We start from the raw sequence: 19,254 nt of genomic DNA, 5'->3' as shown, positions 1-19,254 counted from the left end.
CTGGCCGCCGTGCCGGAGGCGCGGTCGTAATCACGTGATCCGCCGGACGAAGTCGGCGGCCAGGTCGGCGATGGCGGCCGCCTCGTAGGCGTGCCGGTTGTAGATGAGCTGGCCGCGCAGCGTCCCGTCGTGCGACTCGCTGATCAGGATCTCCGGCGGGTGCAGGTCGGGGTCGTCGTCGGGCATCGTCCACTCCATGATCGGCCCGGCCGGTACGTCGAACTCCTCCGACGGCACTCCCGGCAGGTGGGCCGGGTGTCCCCAGCTCTCGAACCGGAAGTACGCCGGGAACGGCACCGCCGCGTGCAGGTGGCCCCAGTCGTGGAACTGCCGCTCGGCGGCCGCGAGCGACTCCCGCCTGACGTGGTCGACCACGTCGGGCAGCGCGCCCGTTCCCGGGACGGTGATGAGGTTCCACCGGAACAGGCAGCCCACCGCGTTCTCGAACCCGGGCTTCGACCGCCCGCTGACCGGGGTGGCGACCACGAGCTCGGGGGCCCGCGCCCACGCGCCGAGGGTCAGCGCCCAGGCCGCCGCCAGCGTCATCGACACCGTGGCCCCCCGCGAGCGGGCCAGCTCCCGGACGTCCGGGACCGCGAACCGATGCGCGTCGGCCAGGTAGAGCCGGACGTCTCGGGCCCGCCCGGGAAGCCGCTCCAGAGACGCCGGAGCGCCCTCCAGGGTGGCCTCCCACCAGGGCCGGTGCCGCGCCCATTCGAGGCGTTCCCACGCGACGACGTCGCCGTAGGAGACGGCGGGCGGCAGCGGCGACGGCGCACCGTGCCGGAAGGCGGAGTAGAGGACGCCGAGCTCCCGCAGCAGCACTGTGGCCGACCCGCCGTCGAACACCAGGTGGTGGACGGAGACGACCAGCACACACCCCTGAGGCAGCTCGATCACCTCGACCCGCAGCAGCGGCCCGTTCTCGACGTCGAACGGCGCCCGCACCCGCTCGGCCGCCAGCAGCGCAGCCTCGGCCTCGCTCTCCCGCCGGTGGACGGCGATCGGGACGTCGAGGGAGGCCAGCACCGGCCCCACCCCCGGATCGCGGAACACCGTCCGGAGACTGTCGTGCCGCCGGACGAGCTCCGCCACCGCCCGGCCCAGCACGCCGAGATCGAGCCCACCCGGGACCCGCACCGCGACGTGCACGGGCGGCATGTGACGCCGCTCTCCGGAGGCGTGCATCCACCGCCACCAGTGGGCCTGCACTCCGGAGAGGGCGCCGTCCTCCGCCGCCGCGCCGCCGGCGTGGGAGACGGTCGCGACCGCGGCTCGGATCTGGCCGGCCTGCTCAGCCAGCACGGGCCGATCGAACGCGAACGTCCCCTCGACGGGAACCCCGAACCGTTCGGCCACCCGTGCGGCGAGCTGGGCGGCCCGGAGGGAGTCCCCGCCGAGGGCGAAGAAGTCGTCGTCCGCACTGGTCGCGGGCACCCCGAGCACACCGGTCCACAACCGGCCCAGGGCCCGCTCCTCCGCGCTCTCCAAGGGCCGACCGGCGGGCCCGGCGACCGCGAACAGCGCCCGGACCTCGGCCTTGACGACCTTCCCGAGCTCGTTGCGGGGCAGCGCGTCGACGAAGACAAAACGGGAGGGCACCTCGTTACGGGCAAGCCGCTGATGAAGAAAAGTGCGCAACCCGTCTGCGGTGAGGACCTCGCCCCCTGATGTGAGCGCTTCCAAAAAGATTCGTGCCGGCTTTCTGACCACCGCGGCGGCGATCATCTGGCCCATCGTGGGGTGTGGCAGGCCGACGACGGCCGCGTCGGCTACCGCCGGGTGTTCGCGGACGGCCGTCTCGACCTGGGGCAGGGAGATCTTGAGGCCACCCGACTTGACCACGTCGCTCTCGCGGCCGACCAGGTACAAGTAGCCGTCGGCGTCGAGGCGGCCCAGGTCGCCCATGCGGGTCCAGCCGTTCTTGAAGGTCTTCGCGCTGGTGCCGGGGTCGCCGTAGTAGGTCCGCTGGGCGGCGGGGGCGCGCAGCCACACTTCGCCGACCTCGCCGGGGGCGAGCGGCGTGCCCTGCTCGTCGGCGATCATCAGGTCGCCGCGGGCGGTCGCGCGGCCGACCGAGTCGGGGCGGCGGGGGTCGACGATCATCGTCGTCTGGGCGGGGACCGCCTCGGTCGAGGTGTAGTAGTTGACGATCGTGGCCTTCGGGAAGGCCTCCGGCAGGCCGGCCGCCACCCGGGGCGGCAGCGCGTCGGCCGACGAGCTCAGCAGTACCACGCTCGACAGGTCGTGGCCGCGCCAGGCGCCCGAGTCGAGGAGTTCGGTCGCCATCGCGGGCACCACGAACACCGTCCCGGCGCGGAACCTCTCGATCAGGCCGCAGAACTCCGCCGCGTCGAAGCGGCCCGCCACCACCGCCGCCGGGTGCGCGGTCAGGGTGTTGACCAGCATCATCTGCCCGGCGTTGGTGCCGATCGGGAACGCGTGCACGAAGTGCTCCGAGTGGCCGAACGCCCGGAAGGCGGGCTTCTCGGAGTGCCCCCAGGCCAGGTTGGCGTGGGTGGCCATGACGCCCTTCGGCGTCCCGGTCGTGCCCGAGGTGTAGAGGATCTGGGCGGGATCGTCGGGGGAGAGGCCGACGTCGGGCACCCCCGAGCCCGACGGCGCCCCCGACGGTGCCCCCGATGGTGTCTCGGTCAGCACCCACCGTGCCGCGCAGTCGTCGGTCATCACCTTCAGGGTCGCCGCCGACTGCCGGACGGGCAGTGGCACGGCGACGCCACCGGCCCGCAAAACAGCCATGCAGGCGATGGCGAAATCCAACCACCGATCGTTTTCGAAGAGCAGACCGACCCGATCGCCTCGTTGCAAGCCCTTGCCGAGCAGGGCGTGTGCCCCGGAGTCGGCCCCCGCGTCCCATTCGCCGAACGTCAGCTCCCGGCCGTCTGTGCTGATCAGCGCAGTTCTTCCGGGTTGTTCGGCGGCCCTCGCTCGAAGTAAGTGGGGGAGGGTCGCGGTCATGGGCCCACCTCTTCCGCGTACAGCAGACGGTCGGAAGGGGAGTAAATCAGACCAGACGAATCCTCACAAGTATCTAGCAAGTGAATGCAATTTCTGGTCATACTCACGAAATAAGCGAAGCGTTGGGGCAGGCAATGTCACGAGTACCACTTTCGGTGCCGCAGAGCGGCATCTGGTTCAACGAACGTCTCGGCGGCGCGGGGGCCGTCCACCACATGCCTTTCGCGATCCGGTTCTCCGGTGACCTCGATGTGGACGCGCTGCGCCACGCCTGCGCGGGCGTGGTCACCCTGCATCCCGCCTTGCGAGCGGCGGTCCGCGAGGAGGCCGGCGCTCCCTACCAGGTCGAAGGGCCACCGGTGCCCTTCGAGATCATCGAGACCGATCCCGACCGATTGGCCGGCGCGCGGCGGGAGGCGATCCTGCGGCCCTTCGACCTGGCCGCCGGGCCGCTGACCCGGATCACGCTGTTCCGGCTCGGCCCGGCCGAGCACGAGCTGCTGGTCGTGGCCCACCACCTGGTCTTCGACGGCCATTCGACCGACGTCTTCGTCGCCGACCTGGCCCGGCTCTACGGGCAGGCCGTCCCGGTGACCGCGCCGGAGCCGTTCGACGTCGCCGCCGAGGCCCGCCGGGTCGCCGAGGGGCTGACGGCCGCGCGGGCCTACTGGTCGGGGCGGCCGACCGAGTTCCCCGACGTCGTGCTGCCGGGCCTCGACCGGCCCGACGACGCGGTCCAGCCGGGGGAGTCGGTCGAGTTCTTCCTGACCGAGCCGATCCTGGAGAAGGCCGCCGCCCAGCTCGGGGTGACCCGGTTCGAGCTGGTCGTGGCCTCGGTGCACGCGATGCTGTTCCGGTACGGCAACGCCCACCCCGTCACCGCCCTCGACCTCGGCACCCGCCAGGCAGGGGCGGGCGAGCGCATCGGCGTCCACGTCAACGAACTGCCGTTCACCTCGGACCCCCGGGCCGACCTGACCTTCACCGATTACGCCCGGCAGGTCAGGGCCGGGCTGCGCGAGCTCTACCGGGTCCGCGAGGTCCCCCTCGGCCGGGCCGCCCCCGGCACGCGGCCCGGCATCGCGCTGGCCCCCGTCTCCCTCACCTACCGGCGGCGGATCGCGCCCCCGGAGTTCCCGGGCCTGCGGACCGAGGTGACGTGGGTGGCGTTCAACCACGTCGCCCGCAACGCCCTGCGGTTCCACCTGGTCGACGGCCCCGACGGGCTCGGCGTGATGCTCCAGTTCCCGCCCGCGTCGATGCCCCGCCAGGACGCCGAGCGCGTCGCCGCCCACCTGCTCGACGTGCTGCGGCACGTCACCGACGACCCGGCCGCACCGCTCGCCGCGCTGCCCGTGGCCGAAGAGCCGGCGGGCCTGTGGTCCACCCGGGCCTACCCGGGCGCGTCGGCGGTGCCCGACCTGGTGGCGGCCCAGGCCACCCGGACCCCGGACGCCGTCGCGGTCGTCGGCGAGAACCGGCTCACCTACCGCGAGCTGATCGAGCGGTCCGACGCGGTGGCCGACCGCCTCAGGCGGGCGGGGGTACGCCCCGGCGACCTGGTGGCCATCTCGGCCTCCCGGTCGGAGCGGCTGGTCACGGGCGTGCTGGGCATCTGGCGGGCGGGCGCGTCCTACCTGCCGCTCGACCCGGCCTATCCGGCCGAACGCCTCGACTACGTCCTCGCCGACAGCGGCGCGACGGCGCTGCTGGCCGACGCGGGCAGCGACCTGTCCGGTCCGGTCAGAGTCCCCCTCGACCTGCCCGCGCCCGCCATCGACGGCTCGGACCGGTCGGCCGGTCACGGCGGCGTCCTCGGTGACCGGGCCTACGTGATCTACACGTCCGGGTCCACCGGCCGTCCCAAGGGGGTCGAGGTCGGGCATGCCGCGCTGACCAACCTGCTGCTGTCCATGCGCGACGAGACCAGGTCGGGCCCCTCGGCCACGTGGCTGGCGGTCACGTCGTTGTCGTTCGACATCTCCGGCCTGGAACTGTGGCTGCCGCTGATCACCGGTGGCCGGGTCGTGGTGGCGACCGAGGCGCAGGCCGCCGACGGCGAGGCGCTCCGGGCGCTCGTGTCGGCCCACGGGGTCACCCACGTCCAGGCCACGCCCTCGACCTGGCGGCTGCTGGCCGACGCCGGGTTCGAGGCGCCCGTCACCGCGCTGGTCGGCGGGGAGGCGCTGCCGTTGCCGCTGGCCACGCGGTTGCGTCCGAGGGTGGCGCGGCTGCTCAATGTCTACGGGCCGACCGAGACGACGATCTGGTCGGCCGTCGCGGAGGTGCCGCCCGACCCGGACCGGATCTCGATCGGGGGGCCGCTGGCCGCGACCGGGCTGCTGGTGCTCGACGACGACCTGCGGCCGGTGCCGACCGGGGTGCCGGGGGAGCTGTACATCACCGGGGCCGGGCTGGCCCGGGGCTACCTGGGCAGGCCGGCGCTGACGGCCGAGCGGTTCCTGCCGTGCCCGTTCGGCGCCGAAGGGGCGCGGATGTACCGGACCGGCGACCGGGTCCGCGTCAGGGACGGCGGGCTGGAGTTCCTCGGGCGGACCGACGACCAGGTCAAGGTCCGGGGGCACCGCATCGAGCTGGGCGAGATCGAGGCGGTGCTGCTCGGTCACGCCCGGGAGGCGGCGGTGGCCGTACACGACGAGGAGCTCGTCGCCTACACGGTCGGCGCCGCCGGCGACCTGCGGCGGGAGGCGGCGCGGGTGCTGCCCGCCTACATGGTGCCCAGCGCGTTCGTGGCGCTGGACCGGATGCCGCTGACCCCGAACGGCAAGCTCGACCGGGCGGCGCTGCCCGCGCCCGACCTGTCTCTCGGCGACGAAACAGGGACCGCGTCCGATGAGACGGCCGAGGTCGTCCGGGAGATCTGGGAGGAGGTCCTCGGGCTCGACCACATCGGCGACGACGAGAGCCTGTTCGAGCTCGGCGGCCACTCGCTGACCATCGCGCGGATCGCCGCCCGCATCCACGACCGGCTCGGCGTCGACGTCCCGTTCTACGTGTTCTTCGACGTGCCGACCGTGGCCGGGATCGCCGCCGACGTGGCCGATCGCCGGGCCGGTTCGTGAGTGCGCTGTCGGCCGGGCAGCGGCGGCTCTGGTTCCTGCAGCGCCTCGACCCGGCCGACGCGTCGTACAACATGCCGGTGGCCCTGCGGATCAGGGGCCGCCTCGACGAGGCGGCGCTGGAGGCCGCGCTCACCGCGATCACCCTGCGGCACGACGTGCTGCGCGGCAGGTACGCCGAAGACGACGACGGGAACCCGGTCCGGCTGGTCACCCCGGCCGGGCCGGCCCTGGAGAGGATCGAGACCGGCGACCCCCTGGCGGCCGTGGCCGAACGCGCCAACCGGCCGTTCGACCTGGCCGCCGGCCCGGTCGCCCGGTTCACCCTGATCGAGGTCGGCCCCGACGACCACGTGCTCTGCCTCGTCGTCCACCACATCGCCGCCGACGGCTGGTCGGTCGACGTGCTGCTGCGCGAGCTCGACGTCCTCTACCGGGGCGGCGCGCTCCCGCCGCTGCCGATCACCTTCGCCGACCACGTCGCGCGCGGCGACCGCTCGCACCCCGGCTACTGGGCCGAGGAGCTGCGCTGCCTGCCGGTCCTCGACCTGCCCGGCGACCGGCCCCGGGCGACCGGGCAGGGCGGCCAGATCTTCGCCGCCCTGCCACCGGAGCTGGTCGGCGGGCTGGAGGCCCTGGCCAGGAGGGAGCGCGGCACCCTGTTCATGGTGCTGCTGGCCGCCTTCCAGGTGTTCCTGGCCCGGCACGCCGCCCAGCACGACGTCTGCGTCGCCGTTCCGGTGCTCGGCCGCGACCGCGTCGACACCGAACCCCTGGTCGGCTACTTCACCGGTCTGGCGATGCTCCGCACCGACCTGGGCGACGACCCGCCGTTCACCGAGGCGCTGCGCCGGGCGCGGGGGGCCGTGGTGCGCTCGTTCGACCACGGCCCGGTGCCGGACGGGGTGCCCGGCGGGGTGCGGTTCCAGGCGATGTTCCAGTACACCCGGACCACCACCGAACGCCCCCGCCTCGGCGACCTCGACGTCGAGATCTACGACTCGGGGCTGGCCTCGGCCAAGTGCGACCTGTCCCTGGACGTCTACCAGGGCCCCACCGAGACCGGGCTCGTCCTCACCTACGACAAGGGCCGCTTCGACCGGGCGACGGCGGAGCGGTTCGCGGCGCGGTTCCGGGTTCTCCTGGACGACGTCGCGGCGCACCCCCATCGGAGCTGCGGCGATCTCGACCTGTTCTGCGCCCTCGACACGCGGCCGGTCGGGTCACACGTCGAGACGCCTCCACCGGAGATCGACCCCGCCTCCCCGGCGGTCGCCTGCGACGGCGTCGAGCTCACCTACGGGGAGCTGGGCGAACGCGTCGCGCGGATGGCGTCCGGGCTGGTCGCGCGGGGGGTGCGGCCCGGCGACGTCGTGGGGGTGAGCCTGCGGCGGAACCTCGATCTCGTGCCGGTCCTGCTGGCCGTCTGGCGGGCCGGAGCCGCCTATCTGCCGGTCGACCCGGGCCTTCCCGCCGCCCGCGTCTCGACCTTGCTCAGTGACGGCGGCGCGCGCATTCTGGTGGGTGGCGCGGGCTTCGTACCGGGAATTGCGGCGGTGCGGCCCGGGGATTTGAGCGGGCCTTTTCTGACAGAAATCTCCGACAATTCCTTACCGGCGTATGTGCTTTACACGTCGGGGTCAACCGGTCTGCCAAAAGGTGTCGTGATCGATCGCCAAAGCGTATCGGAACGCGTTTCCTGGATGCGCACGGCCTATGACCTGCAGCCCGGCGACCGCGTGGCGCAGTTTTCTGAACTGGGATTCGACGCCCACGTGGAAGAGATCTTCCCATCCTTGGAAGCGGGGGCTACGGTCGTGATGCTGCCCAATGGCGGGCGCACCCTGCCGGATTTCCTGACCACTTCCGAAGGGGCTCGAGTAACCGTGCTCGATTTGCCGACCTCCTTTTGGCATGCCCTCGTCGAGGAGATCGACGAGATCGCCTGGCCGCCGAATCTTCGGCTCGTCATCCTCGGCGGCGACCCCGTCGCCGCCTCGGCGGTCAAGCGCTGGCGCAGCCGATTCGGCGATCGCATCCGCCTGGTCAACACCTACGGCCCCACCGAGGCCACCGTGATCGCCACGGCCGCCGACCTCGGCGCGGGCAGGCCGTCGATCGGCCGCCCGGTCGCGGGCACCACGGTCGCCGTCCTCGACCCCTCCGGACGTGAAGTGCCGCCGGGCGTTCCCGGCGAGCTGGCCATCGGCGGCGCGGGCGTCGCGTGGGGCTACCTGAACCGGCCGCGCCTGACCGCCGAACGGTTCGTCCCCGCCCCGAACGGCCGCCTCTACCTCACCGGCGACCGCGCCCGCGTCCGGGCCGACGGGGACCTGGAGTTCCTGGGCCGCCTCGACGACCAGGTCAAGATCAGGGGTGTACGCATAGAGCCCGCCGAGGTCGAGGCCGCGCTGACCGCCTTCCCCTCGGTCCGGAGCGCCGCCGTGATCGCGCTCGACGGCTCCCTGGTCGCCTACGTGACGGGCGACCCCGACCGTGACGGTCTCCGCGCCCACCTGCGGCGCACCCTGCCCGAGCACCTCGTGCCGGGCCACATCGTGCCGCTGCCCGAGCTGCCGCTGACCCGGAACGGCAAGCTCGACCGGACGGCGCTGCCCGCCCCCGGCACGGCCGGAGAGGCGTACGTCGCCCCCCGGACCGACGCCGAGGAGCTGGTCGCACAGATATTCGGCGAAGTGCTCGGGGCCCCGCGCGTGGGGGCCACCGACGACTTCTTCGCCCTCGGGGGGCATTCGCTGCTCGCCACCCGCGTGGTGGCGCGCATCCGCCGGGCCGTCGACCTGGTCGTCCCGGTGCGCACCCTGTTCGCCAGCCGTACGGTCGCCGAGTTCGCGGCCGCGGTCGACGAGATCCTGGAGGAGGCCGAGCGCTGATGCGCGACGACCTGAGCATCCATTTCGCGGTGGTCGGTGCGGGGCTGGCGGGTTCCCTGCTGGCCGTGTACCTGGCCGGGCAGGGCCACCGCGTCGACGTCTACGAACGCCGGGCCGACCCCCGGGTCGCGCCCCCCGACGAGGGCCGTTCGATCAACCTGGGCCTGTCGGCCCGGGGGATCGGCGCCCTCCGCAAGGCCGGGCTGTGGGACGCGGTGCGCACCCACACCGTCCCGATGCGCGGCCGGTACGTCCACCCTAGGGAGGGCCGCCCGTTCTTCCACCCGTACGGGCGCGACCCCGGCGAGATCCTCCACTCGATCCGGCGCGACGCCCTCAGCCGGACCCTGGTCGAGCACGCGGAGAAGCTCCAGGGGGTGCGGTTCTTCTTCGGCACCCCGGTGACCGCGATCGACCGCGACGCCCCGTCGTTCCGGGCGGGCGGCGAGACCGTCACCCCCGACGTGATCGTCGGCGCCGATGGAGCGTTCTCCGCGGTGCGTGCCGAACTCCTGCGCGGCCGGCCGGCCGACTTCCGGCAGGAGTTCCTGCCGTGGGGCTACAAGGAGCTGCACCTGCCGTACACCGAACGGCTGGAGGCGCTGCACGTGTGGCCCGGCGACCAGGGCCTGATGGTCGCCCACCCCAACGTCGACGGGTCGCTGACCTGCACGTTGTTCATGGACCACCACGATCTCGCCCGGCCCGACCTGGCCGCGTTCGTGAAGAGCGTGCTCCCGGCCGCCGACCTGCCCGACCTGGCGGGGCAGCTGGCCCGCAACCCGGTCGGCCACCTGGTGACGGTGCGGACCTCGAAGTGGCACGAGGACGGCCGGGCGGTGCTGATCGGCGACGCCTGCCACGCCGTCTACCCCTTCTACGGCCAGGGCATGAACTCGGCGTTCGAGGACTGCGTCGTCCTCGCCGAGTGCGTGGAGGCCCGCCCCGACGATCTCGGCGCGGCGTTCGCCGCGTACCAGCGGCGCAGGAAACCGCACACCGACGTGCTGGCCGACCTGTCGGCCGACAACTTCCTGGAACTCCGCGACCGGCTGCGCTCCCCGCTCCACCTGGCCCGCAAGCAGGTGGACACCGTGCTCAGCCGGCTGCTGCCCGACATGTGGCGACCGCTCTACACGATGGTCAGCCACACCACCATGCCGTACGGCGAAGCGCTGCGGCGTGCGCGAAAGCAGGACCGGATCGTCCGCGCGGGAGGGATGACGGCGGCCGTGGGGCTGGCGGCCGCCCTCCTCTGGCGCCGCGACAGGAGGCACCCGAAGTGATCACCCACCCCGACGAGCCGACCTTACGCCTCTTCGACGTCAAGGACGTCGAGAGCGGCCGCCCGCTGCACCCGCTGGGCGCCATGTACATCCGCCAGCTCCGCACCGTGACCACGTGGGCGCGCGAGTACCTGTGCCGCCCCCACCCGGAACTGGGCCGCCGCGGCCCGGTCTGCCCGTACGCCCAGGGCTCCATCGACCGGGGGCGGTTCCTGCTCGCCATCCGCCCTGGACGGCCGGAGACCGTCGAGGAGGTGGTCGCCGCCGTGGAGCCGTACCGGCAGTGGTTCGGCGAGCTCGCCCCCCGGTCGATCGCCGACTCGATGCACACGGCGGTGCTGGTGCTGTTCCCCGACGCGGGCCGGCGGCTCGACCTGATCGACGCCGCCCAGGAGGTCCTCAAGGACCGGCACGTGCCCGCCGGGGTCATGGTCGGCGAGTTCCACGACGGCCCGCCGGACAAGGGCGGGCTGTGGAACCCGCTGCTGCGCCCGCTGGAGGCGCCGGTCCCGATGCTGGTCGTGCGGCACATGGTCAGCACCGACCTGCCGTTCCTCACCTCGCGCGAGCAGCACGTGTCGGCGTACCGGGCGATCTTCGGCGACCGTGTCCCCGCCCATCTGCGGGACGTGGTGCCCTCGTGAGCAGACTGTCCGAACGCATGGCGCGGGTCGCGGCGCAGCGGTCCGGGATCCCGCGCCGCGCCCCGGGCTCCGACGCGCCGCTCGCCCCGTCGCAGGAACGGCTGTGGTTCCTCGACCAGGCGGGGTTCGACGGCGACCGCTACCTGTGCTGGGCGGCCCACGAGCTGACCGGCGACCTCGACGTGCCCCGGATGCACCGGGCGATCGACGCGCTGGTGGCCCGGCACGAGTCCCTGCGCACCGCGATCGTGGTGCGTGACGGGGTGCCCCACCAGCACGTCGTCCCGGCCGCCGAGGTGCCCTTCTTCACCGAGGGCACCATCGAGGAGTTCCTCTCGTACGGGTTCGACCTCGCCCGCGCCCCGCTGATGCGCGTCCTGCTGATCCCCCACGGCGACGGGCACGTGCTGGCGATGTGCTGGCACCACATCGTGTGCGACGGTGAGACCACCGGCATCCTGTTCGACGAGCTCTACGCCCTCTACCGGGGGGAGCGCCTGCCGCCCGTACAGGTGCAGTACCCCGACTACGCGGCGTGGCTGGCGACCCGCGACACCGGCGCGGCCGACCGGGCCTTCTGGGCGCAGCGGCTCGACGGCGTCAGCGGCCTGCTCGACCTGCCCCTCGACCGGCCGCGCCCGGCCCGGCCGACCTTCGACGGCGTCCGCCGCTCGGTCGTCTACCCCGGCGGGTTCGCCGGCGAGCTGCGGGCGTGGGCGCAGGCCAACCGGACGACCGTCTTCATGGTCGTGCTGGCCGCGCTGAACGTCGTGCTGGCCCGGATGGCCGACACCGACGACGTCGTCATCGGCACCCCCGTCAGCGACCGCGAGCTGCCCGAGCTGGAGCGCACGGCCGGGATGTTCGTCAACACCGTGGCGCTGCGCACCCGCCTCACCGGGAACCCGACGCTGCGGGAGGTGGTCCGGCTCGCCCGCGAGACGACCATGACCGCGCTCGACCACCGCACGCTGCCGTTCGACTCGGTCGTCGAGCTCACCGGCGGGCGGCGCGACCTCAGCCACAACCCGATCTTCCAGGTCATGCTGGTGACCGGCGAGCCGGGCGGGGCGATCGAGGTCGCGCCGGGGCTGACCGGCCGGGCCTACGACCTGTCCGCGCCGCCGGCCCGGTTCGACCTGACGGTCGTGGTCGAGGGCGACGGCGTCCACATCGACTACGCGACCGACCTGTTCGACGCCGCCTCGATCGACGCGATCGGCCACCACATGGTCGCCGTCCTGCGCGCGACCGTCGACGACGCCGACCAGGGCATCTGGGACGTCCCGCTGCGGACCCGCCCCGCCGGCGCGCTCTCCGGCGAAGCGCCGGCCTGGGAGATCACCCCCACCGACGCACCCGCCGTGATCACCGACACCGAGACGGTGACCTATCGCGAGCTGCTGCGCCGGGCCGACGCCCTCGACCTGACCGGGCTGACCCGGGGCAGTGTCGTCGGGGTACGCCTCCCCGCCGGACCCGACGCCGTCGCCGCCATCGTGGGCATCCTCCGGGCGGGCTGCGCCTACCTGCCGCTCGACCCCGGTCACCCCGACGAACGCGTGGCGCGGCTGCTCGACGCGGCCAACGCCGTGGGCGTCGTCGACCACGAGGGTTTCCACCCCCGGGACCACGCTCCGGTGGAGCCGAGTTCGCTGGCCTACGTCATCTTCACCTCGGGCTCGACCGGCACCCCCAAGGGCGTCGCCGTCGGCCACGAGTCGCTGCGGCGGTTCACGAAGGCGTTCGTGGACGTCCACGGGTTCACGGCCGCCGACCGGGTGCTGATGATCCCGCCGCTCACCTTCGACGCGTCCGTCGGCGACCTGTTCCCGGTGCTCGCCACCGGCGGCGCGCTGGTCCTGCACGACGAACCGGCCCGTCTCGACGCGGACGCGCTGCTGGCCTTCGTCGAGCGCCACGGGATCACCGCCGTCGACACGGCGGCCTCGCTCTGGCGGCGCTGGGCCGGCGAGCTGGCCGGGCGGAAGGTCGAGTGGCCGGTCCGGCTGATGATGGTCGGCGGCGAGTCGGTGCCCGCCTCGGCGCTGGAGACCTGGCTGGCCGCGACCGGCACCCCGCTGGTCAACCACTACGGCCCGACCGAGGCGACGGTGTGCGCGACCACGCACACGGCGGCCGAGCCCACCGGCCTGCTGCACCTGCCCATCGGGACCGAGCTGCCGCACGTGCGGGCCTACGTCGTCGACAGCCACGGCGGGCTCGCCCCCGACAACGTCTACGGCGAACTCCACCTCGCGGGCGACTGCCTGGCCTGGGGGTACCTGGGGCAGCCGGCCATGACCGCCGACCGGTTCGGGCCCGACCCGTTCTCCGGAGTGCCCGGGGCGCGCATGTACCGGACCGGCGACCTGGTCCGGCGGCGTCTCGACGGGAGCTTCGAGTTCGCGGGGCGCAAGGACCGCCAGCTCAAGGTGCGCGGCCACCGCATCGAACCGGGCGAGGTCGAGGCGGCGCTGACCGCGCACCCCGGCGTCCGCGACGCCCACGTGACCTCGGTCGGCGACCGCCTGGTCGCGTTCGTCGCCGGGGACTCCGACCTCCGTGCCCACCTGCGGGAACGGCTGCCCGACTACCTCGTGCCCGACGTGTTCGTGGCGCTGGAGACGGTCCCGCGGACCAGCCACGGCAAGGTCGACACGGCCGCCCTGCCCGAGGTCACCGTGTCGGCCCCGTACGAGGCCCCGCGGACCCCGGTCGAGCAGGCGGTGGCCGACGTCTGGTCGGTCGTCGTCGCGGGCGACCGGCGGGTCGGGCGGCGGGACAACTTCTTCGAGCTCGGCGGCCACTCGCTCCTCGCGGCCCGCGTGCTGGCGGCCCTGAAGGACCGGATCGGCGTCGCCCTCCCGCTGCGCGCCCTGTTCGAGACCGCCGACCTGGCCGAACTCGCCGCCACGATCGAGGGCACCCACGCGACCTCGGACGAACCCGACCTGCTCGCCGAGGCGGTGCTGCCCGCCGACATCCGGGTGGCCGTCCCGAGGAGGCGGTCGGGGACGACGGTCCTGCTTACCGGCGCGACCGGCTTCCTCGGGGCGCACCTCGCCGCCCGGCTGGCCCCCGTCTCGGAACTGCTCTGTCTCGTCCGGGCCGACACCCCCGCCGCCGCCGAGGCCCGGGTGCGGGCCGCGCTCGCCGCCCAAGGGCTGCCCGAGGCGCGGGTCGTCGGCATCCCCGGCGACCTCGGCGCGCCCCGGCTCGGCCTGTCGGAGGAGGAGTTCGCCGAACTCGCCGAGCGGGTCGACGTGATCTGCCACAACGGCGGGCTGATCAACTTCGCGGAGCCGTACCACCGGCTGAAGGACGTCAACGTCGGCGGCACCCTGGAGGTCCTGCGGCTGTCGGCGCTGGGCGGGGGCGTCCCCGTCCACCACGTCTCGACGCTCGGGGTCCATCTCGGCAAGGCCTACCAGAGCCGCCGGATCACCGAGGCCGACGTGCCGGAAGACCCGGCCGGCCTGGGCGGCGGCTACAACCAGACCAAGTGGGTCGCCGACCGGCTGGCCGCGCAGGCACGGGAGCGCGGCATTCCGGTCTCGATCCACCGCCCGGCCCGGATCGGCGGCGACAGCCGGACCGGCTGGGGCAACGACGGCGACTACTTCAGCCGCCTGCTGGCCACGATGACGCGGCTCGGGATGGCCCCCGACATGCCCTACGACGAGGACGTCTCCCCGGTCGACCACGTCGCCGACGGCATCGTCCACCACGTGCTGCACGGCGCGGGGGAGGACCACCACTACTTCAACGAGGCGACGATCACCTACGCGGAGATCGCCGAGGCCCTCGGGGTGCGGCTGGTGGCCTGGCCGGAGTGGCGGGCCGCCGTCCACGACGGGCTGCCCGACCTGCCGCTCGCGGCGTTCGTCACCGAACTCCCCGAGGAGCGGCCGGTCTTCCCCCGGCCGTGGTTCGACTGTTCGCGCACCCGGCGGACGCTGACCGCCGCCGGGATCACCTGCCCGCCCGCCGACCGGGCGCTCATCCGGCGTTACGTGGAGGCGATGTGCCTGACCTCGTGAGATTCGGCATCGTCTGGCTGTCGTCGCTGGTCTCCGGCGTCGGGTCGAGCCTGACGGGCTTCGTGCTGGGCGTCTGGGTCTACCAGAACACCGAGTCGACCACCCTGTTCGCGCTGGTCATGCTGTCGGGGCTGCTGCCGGCGATCCTGGTCGGCCCGTTCGCCGGGGTGATCGTCGACCGGTTCGACCGGCGCCGCGTCCTGATCATCAGCGACTGCGTCGTGGCGGTCAGCACCGGCGTGCAGGCGCTGCTGCTCTACAACGACGCGCTGCAGGTGTGGCACATCTGCCTCGGGTCGCTCGTGGGCGCCGTCTGCGGGACGCTGCACATGACGACCTACCAGGCGATGACCCCGCTGCTCATCCCCGAACGCCACCTCGCCCGCGCCAACGGCCTCATGCAGATCACCGTGGCCACCCAGATCGCCGCCCCGCTGGCGGCCGGCGCGCTGCTCGGCGCGATCGGCATGACCGGCGTGCTGGTCCTCGACCTGGTGACCTTCGCCATAGCGGTGACCACGCTGCTGGTCGTGAAGCTGCCCGCCTCGGTGGTGAAGGCCCCCGGGGCCGGGTCGGCGAAGGCGCCGCTGGCCGACCTGTCGTACGGCTGGCACTACCTGCGGCGGCGGCGCGACCTGATGTCGCTGACGCTGACGTTCACGGCGTACAACTTCTGCTTCGCCGTGGCCGGGGTGCTGGTGCAGCCGCTGATCCTGTCGTTCGGCTCCCCGGCGGTGCTGGGCGCGCTGATGTTCGCCGGAGGGTCCGGGGTGTTCCTCGGCGGCCTGGTGATGGGCGTGTGGGGCGGCCCGAAGAAGCGCATCCGCGGCATGGGCGTGTTCATGTTGCTCGGCTCGCTCTTCCTGGTGCTGCACACGGTGCGCCCCGACCCGTGGGTGGTGGCCTTCGCGGCGGCGGCGTTCCTGTTCACGCTGCCGGTCGTGCAGGGCTCGGGCAACGCGGTGCTGCAGTCGGGCATCGAACCCGACAGCCTCGGCCGGGTCCTCGGGACGGTCCACTCGATCGGCGGCATCGCCTCCCCGTTCGCCTACCTGCTCGCCGGGCCGCTGGCCGAGCACGTGGCCGGGCCGCTGCTGCAGCCCGACGGCGCGCTCGCCTCCAGCGTGGGTTCGCTGATCGGCACCGGCGAGGGCCGGGGGATCGCGTTCGTCATCCTGGCCGACGCCGTGATCCTGCTGCTGGTCGCGGTCCGCGTGCTGTTCCTGCGCGAACCCGCCCCGAAGAAGACCGAGGAGGTGCCCGATGCCGTTGCCACCGCATGACCCCGGCCCGTCGACCGACCTCGTCGGCGCGATGTCCTTCTACGCCGCCGACGCGGCGGTCCGGCTGGGCGTCTTCAACGCGCTCCCCGGCACGCCTGCCGACCTGGCCAAGGCGACCGGCGCCGACGAGGAGGGCCTCACCCTCCTGCTCGACCTGCTGACGACGACCGGCTATCTCGTCCGGTCCGACGACGTCTTCAGCGCGTCGCCGATGTGGACCGACGCCGGATACGCCACCCCGCTGCGCCTGTGGGGAGCCATCATCGGCGAGTTCTGGCGGGACCTGTACGACGGCCTGGCCACCGGCCGCCCGCGCGCCGACTTCTACCACTGGCTGTCGTCCCGGCCCGAGCCCCTGGCCGTCTTCCACCGGTTGCAGTCGGGCCTGGCGGGCTGGCTCGCCGAGGAGGTCGTCGGCCTGGTCCCGATGAGCCCCGGCCGGCTGGCCGACGTCGGCGGCGGCCACGGCGTCTTCGCCCAGGCCTTCCAGGACGCCACGCCTGGCCTGGAGGCGGTCGTCGTCGACCTGCCGGGCACGCCCAGCGCGGTCCCGCTGGTGGCGGCCGACCTGTCGGAGCCGCTGGTGCTGGAGGGCTACGACCACGTGCTGCTGTTCAACGTCGTCCACGGCTTCTCCCGCGACCGGGCCCGGGGGCTGGTGCGGGAGGCGGTGGCGTCGGGAGCCGACGTCCACATCCTGGAGACCACGACGACCCCGCGCGGCGGCGTGGCCGACCAGGCCTTCACCGAGGGCTTCGCCCTGAACCTGTGGCTCACCCAGGGAGGCCGCCTCTACACGGCCGGCGAACTGGAGGGCTGGCTCCGCGAGGCGGGCGCCGCCGACGTCACCCGAACCGATCTGACCCGTTCCCCCACGCACACCCTCATCACCGCAAGGAGCACGTCGTGACCCACCTGGTCGTCCGCAACGACGAGGAGCAGTACTCCCTCTGGCCCGCCGGACGGGAGATCCCCGACGGCTGGCACCCGGACGGTTTCGAGGGCACCCGGGAGGAGTGCCTGACCCACATCGAGGAGGTCTGGACGGACATGCGCCCCAAGAGCGCCCGTCCGGCCTGACGAAAACCCGCGTCCGGGCGAGCCTGCGCCGGCCCGCCCGGACGCGTCCTTCCTAGTGGGCCGAGTGGTCGTGACAGTGGCCGGGACCACAGGCGGCCTCGGCGCCGCAGTCGAGCTCGTGCTCGTGGTCGGCGTCCTCGTGGTCGTGATGCGGGTGGTCGTTCATCGATGTCCCCTCCGTCTGAACGATGATGGTTACGGAGAGTTATCGACGTTTCGCCCATCGATCAAACGTCTGAGCAAGTATTCACATGTCACTGGGGCGCGCCGAGCCGCGCAGGACGCGGTGGTCGGACAGCCAGGGCAGCCAGCCCCTGCCACTTGCCGTGAAGCGCGAGAAGTGGTTGCTCAGCAGGATGTAGTCGATCTTCAGATCCTGCTCGGGGAAGGTCACCCGCGCCATCGGGTCGATCTCACGGAACCGGCGGTAGAGGTTGCGGATCGGCAGGGTCCCCGGGCTCAGGTTGAGGTCGCCGCCGATGACGAGCGGGCCGGTCCAGCCCCGGATGACGGTGTCGATGAAGTTGACGTGCATCTCCCGGTTGTGGCCCTTGTAGTCGACGTGCGTCGTGCACAGCCGGGTCGGGCGGTGGGCCAGGACGGCGTCCACGCAGAGGAGGGCGCGGGGTTCGTCGCGGTGCGGGTTCGGCAGCGCCCACACCCCCCGGGCCAGCGCCGGGCCCTTCACGAAGACGGCGATGCCGAAACGGCGGTCGCCCCAGTTCCGGCCGCACGACCTGTTCTTGCGGACGGTCACCACGTATTCGGCGTGATATTGCCCGGAAAGGCGGTTGCGGAGGGCGTCGAACTGCCGGCCGCACAGTTCCTGGAGGAAGAAGGCGTCGGCGTCCTTGGTCTCGCGCAGGAGGACCGACGTCCACCTCGCCAGGGAGAAGCCCGTTTCGCACAGGCCTCCGCAGACGTTGAAGGTGAGGAACCTGAGCGGATCGCCGGCGGGCTCGGGGACGGGAACCGGCGTGGTCACGGGCGCCGGTGCCGGTACCGGTGCCGGCGCGGGCGCGACGGGCACGGGTGGTGGCGGTGTGGGTGTCGACGCCGGAGTCGACAAAAGCCCCATTATGGTAATTACTCGTGTTATCACGCTTTACCTCCCCCAAAGGCACTTCTAATGGTACAGAAGTGCCTTTTTGGGCTGGTGGGAAGGTCTGCCCGCAGCAGCGCATGATCTGCCAGAGTTGGGGTCTGAGGAGGTGGGCGTGCTCGAAGCGGCCAGCCTCGTCGAGCTGTCGATGAACCAGCTCCGCGAGGACATTCTGAGTGGCGCGCTCCAGCCGGGGGAGCGCCTGATCGAGGAGCAGCTCACGCGGCGCTTCGGCATCAGCCGGGCGCCGCTGCGCGAGGCTCTGCGGCTGCTCGACGAGCAGGGGCTCGTGGAGCACCTGCCGAGGCGCGGGGTGCGGGTGGCGCAGCTGTCCGACCGCGACGTCGACGAGCTGTTCGGCCTGCGCGACGTGCTCGAACAGTACGCCGTCTCGCTCTCCACGCCCCTCGTCGAGGGCACCCACGTGGGCGAGTTGGAAGACGCGCTGCACGCCATGGACGTCGCCGCCCGCAAGGGCGACCTGCGCGAGGAGAACGACGCCCACTGCCGGTTCCACATCGCGATGGTCGCGCTGGCCGGGCAGCGTCAGCTGCTGCTCGCCTACCGGCCCGTCATCCGCAAGCTCCAGCTCTACATGGCCGCCAACCTGCGCCGGGAGGTCGAGCACGTCGGCGACCCGGGCGACGGGGTGCGCCGGCACCGCAAGCTCCTCGACGCCGTCGTGAGCCAGGACGCGCCGACCGTGCTGGCCGCGCTGGCCTCCCACGGGGCCCGGACGTACATCGGGTAACCGGCCGTTAACCGGGCGGGCCGGTAGTCGATACAAATCTGTCGACAATCGACGATATGGACCGCCCGGCCGGTCCGGCGTCGGGGGACGTACCGGCCTTGGAAATCGAGGA

11 protein-coding genes are annotated in these 19,254 nt (G+C 72.9%); 9 read left to right on the top strand and 2 right to left on the bottom strand.

The genetic code is table 11. From position 1 onward, the window contains the following. Positions 1 to 30 precede the first annotated feature (30 nt). The gene (locus FDA94_RS11890) at positions 31 to 2,979 is read right to left on the bottom strand and encodes an AMP-binding protein (protein ID WP_137247123.1); all 2,949 of its coding nucleotides are present in this window, start codon (positions 2,977 to 2,979) and stop codon (positions 31 to 33) included. 134 nt (positions 2,980 to 3,113) lie between these two features. Here FDA94_RS11890 and FDA94_RS11885 point away from each other — a divergent pair, with 134 nt between their 5' ends. From FDA94_RS11885 to FDA94_RS11850, 8 genes are read left to right on the top strand one after another with little or no spacing between them, the layout of a single operon-like run. Then, on the top strand, positions 3,114 to 6,062 hold the full coding sequence (locus FDA94_RS11885; RefSeq protein ID WP_137247122.1) for a non-ribosomal peptide synthetase: 2,949 nt from the start codon (positions 3,114 to 3,116) through the stop codon (positions 6,060 to 6,062). Continuing rightward, positions 6,059 to 8,953: a non-ribosomal peptide synthetase gene (locus FDA94_RS11880; protein ID WP_137247121.1), complete on the top strand. Its 2,895-nt coding sequence runs from the start codon at positions 6,059 to 6,061 to the stop codon at positions 8,951 to 8,953. Before FDA94_RS11885 ends, FDA94_RS11880 begins: the two co-directional genes overlap by 4 nt. After that, entirely contained in the window at positions 8,953 to 10,239 is a 1,287-nt protein-coding gene (locus tag FDA94_RS11875; protein ID WP_137247120.1) for an FAD-dependent oxidoreductase, read from the top strand. The genes FDA94_RS11880 and FDA94_RS11875 overlap by 1 nt, the downstream gene beginning before the upstream one ends. Continuing rightward, complete coding sequence (locus tag FDA94_RS11870; RefSeq protein WP_137247119.1) at positions 10,236 to 10,883, top strand: DUF6875 domain-containing protein; 648 nt, start codon at positions 10,236 to 10,238, stop codon at positions 10,881 to 10,883. The genes FDA94_RS11875 and FDA94_RS11870 overlap by 4 nt, the downstream gene beginning before the upstream one ends. After that, positions 10,880 to 14,926: a non-ribosomal peptide synthetase gene (locus FDA94_RS11865; RefSeq protein ID WP_137247118.1), complete on the top strand. Its 4,047-nt coding sequence runs from the start codon at positions 10,880 to 10,882 to the stop codon at positions 14,924 to 14,926. Before FDA94_RS11870 ends, FDA94_RS11865 begins: the two co-directional genes overlap by 4 nt. Continuing rightward, complete coding sequence (locus FDA94_RS11860; protein ID WP_170990894.1) at positions 14,911 to 16,209, top strand: MFS transporter; 1,299 nt, start codon at positions 14,911 to 14,913, stop codon at positions 16,207 to 16,209. The genes FDA94_RS11865 and FDA94_RS11860 overlap by 16 nt, the downstream gene beginning before the upstream one ends. Then, positions 16,190 to 17,119, top strand: a complete 930-nt coding sequence (locus FDA94_RS11855; RefSeq protein ID WP_137247116.1) for a methyltransferase — start codon at positions 16,190 to 16,192, stop codon at positions 17,117 to 17,119. The genes FDA94_RS11860 and FDA94_RS11855 overlap by 20 nt, the downstream gene beginning before the upstream one ends. Next, positions 17,116 to 17,289, top strand: a complete 174-nt coding sequence (locus FDA94_RS11850; protein ID WP_137247115.1) for an MbtH family protein — start codon at positions 17,116 to 17,118, stop codon at positions 17,287 to 17,289. The genes FDA94_RS11855 and FDA94_RS11850 overlap by 4 nt, the downstream gene beginning before the upstream one ends. A 247-nt stretch (positions 17,290 to 17,536) precedes the next feature. Here FDA94_RS11850 and FDA94_RS11845 read toward each other — a convergent pair whose 3' ends face one another. Continuing rightward, entirely contained in the window at positions 17,537 to 18,274 is a 738-nt protein-coding gene (locus tag FDA94_RS11845) for an endonuclease/exonuclease/phosphatase family protein (RefSeq protein WP_170990893.1), read from the bottom strand. A gap of 232 nt (positions 18,275 to 18,506) precedes the next feature. Between FDA94_RS11845 and FDA94_RS11840 the strand changes: the two genes are divergently transcribed. Next, complete coding sequence (locus FDA94_RS11840) at positions 18,507 to 19,142, top strand: GntR family transcriptional regulator (RefSeq protein WP_212735287.1); 636 nt, start codon at positions 18,507 to 18,509, stop codon at positions 19,140 to 19,142. The last annotated feature ends 112 nt before the right edge of the window (positions 19,143 to 19,254 follow it).

It is taken from the genome of Herbidospora galbida (genome assembly GCF_005233835.1).
Classification (GTDB): Bacteria; Actinomycetota; Actinomycetes; order Streptosporangiales; family Streptosporangiaceae; genus Herbidospora; species Herbidospora galbida.
The sequence above is the reverse complement of the archived record's forward strand: the minus strand, read 5'-3'. Positions and strand labels throughout refer to the sequence as shown.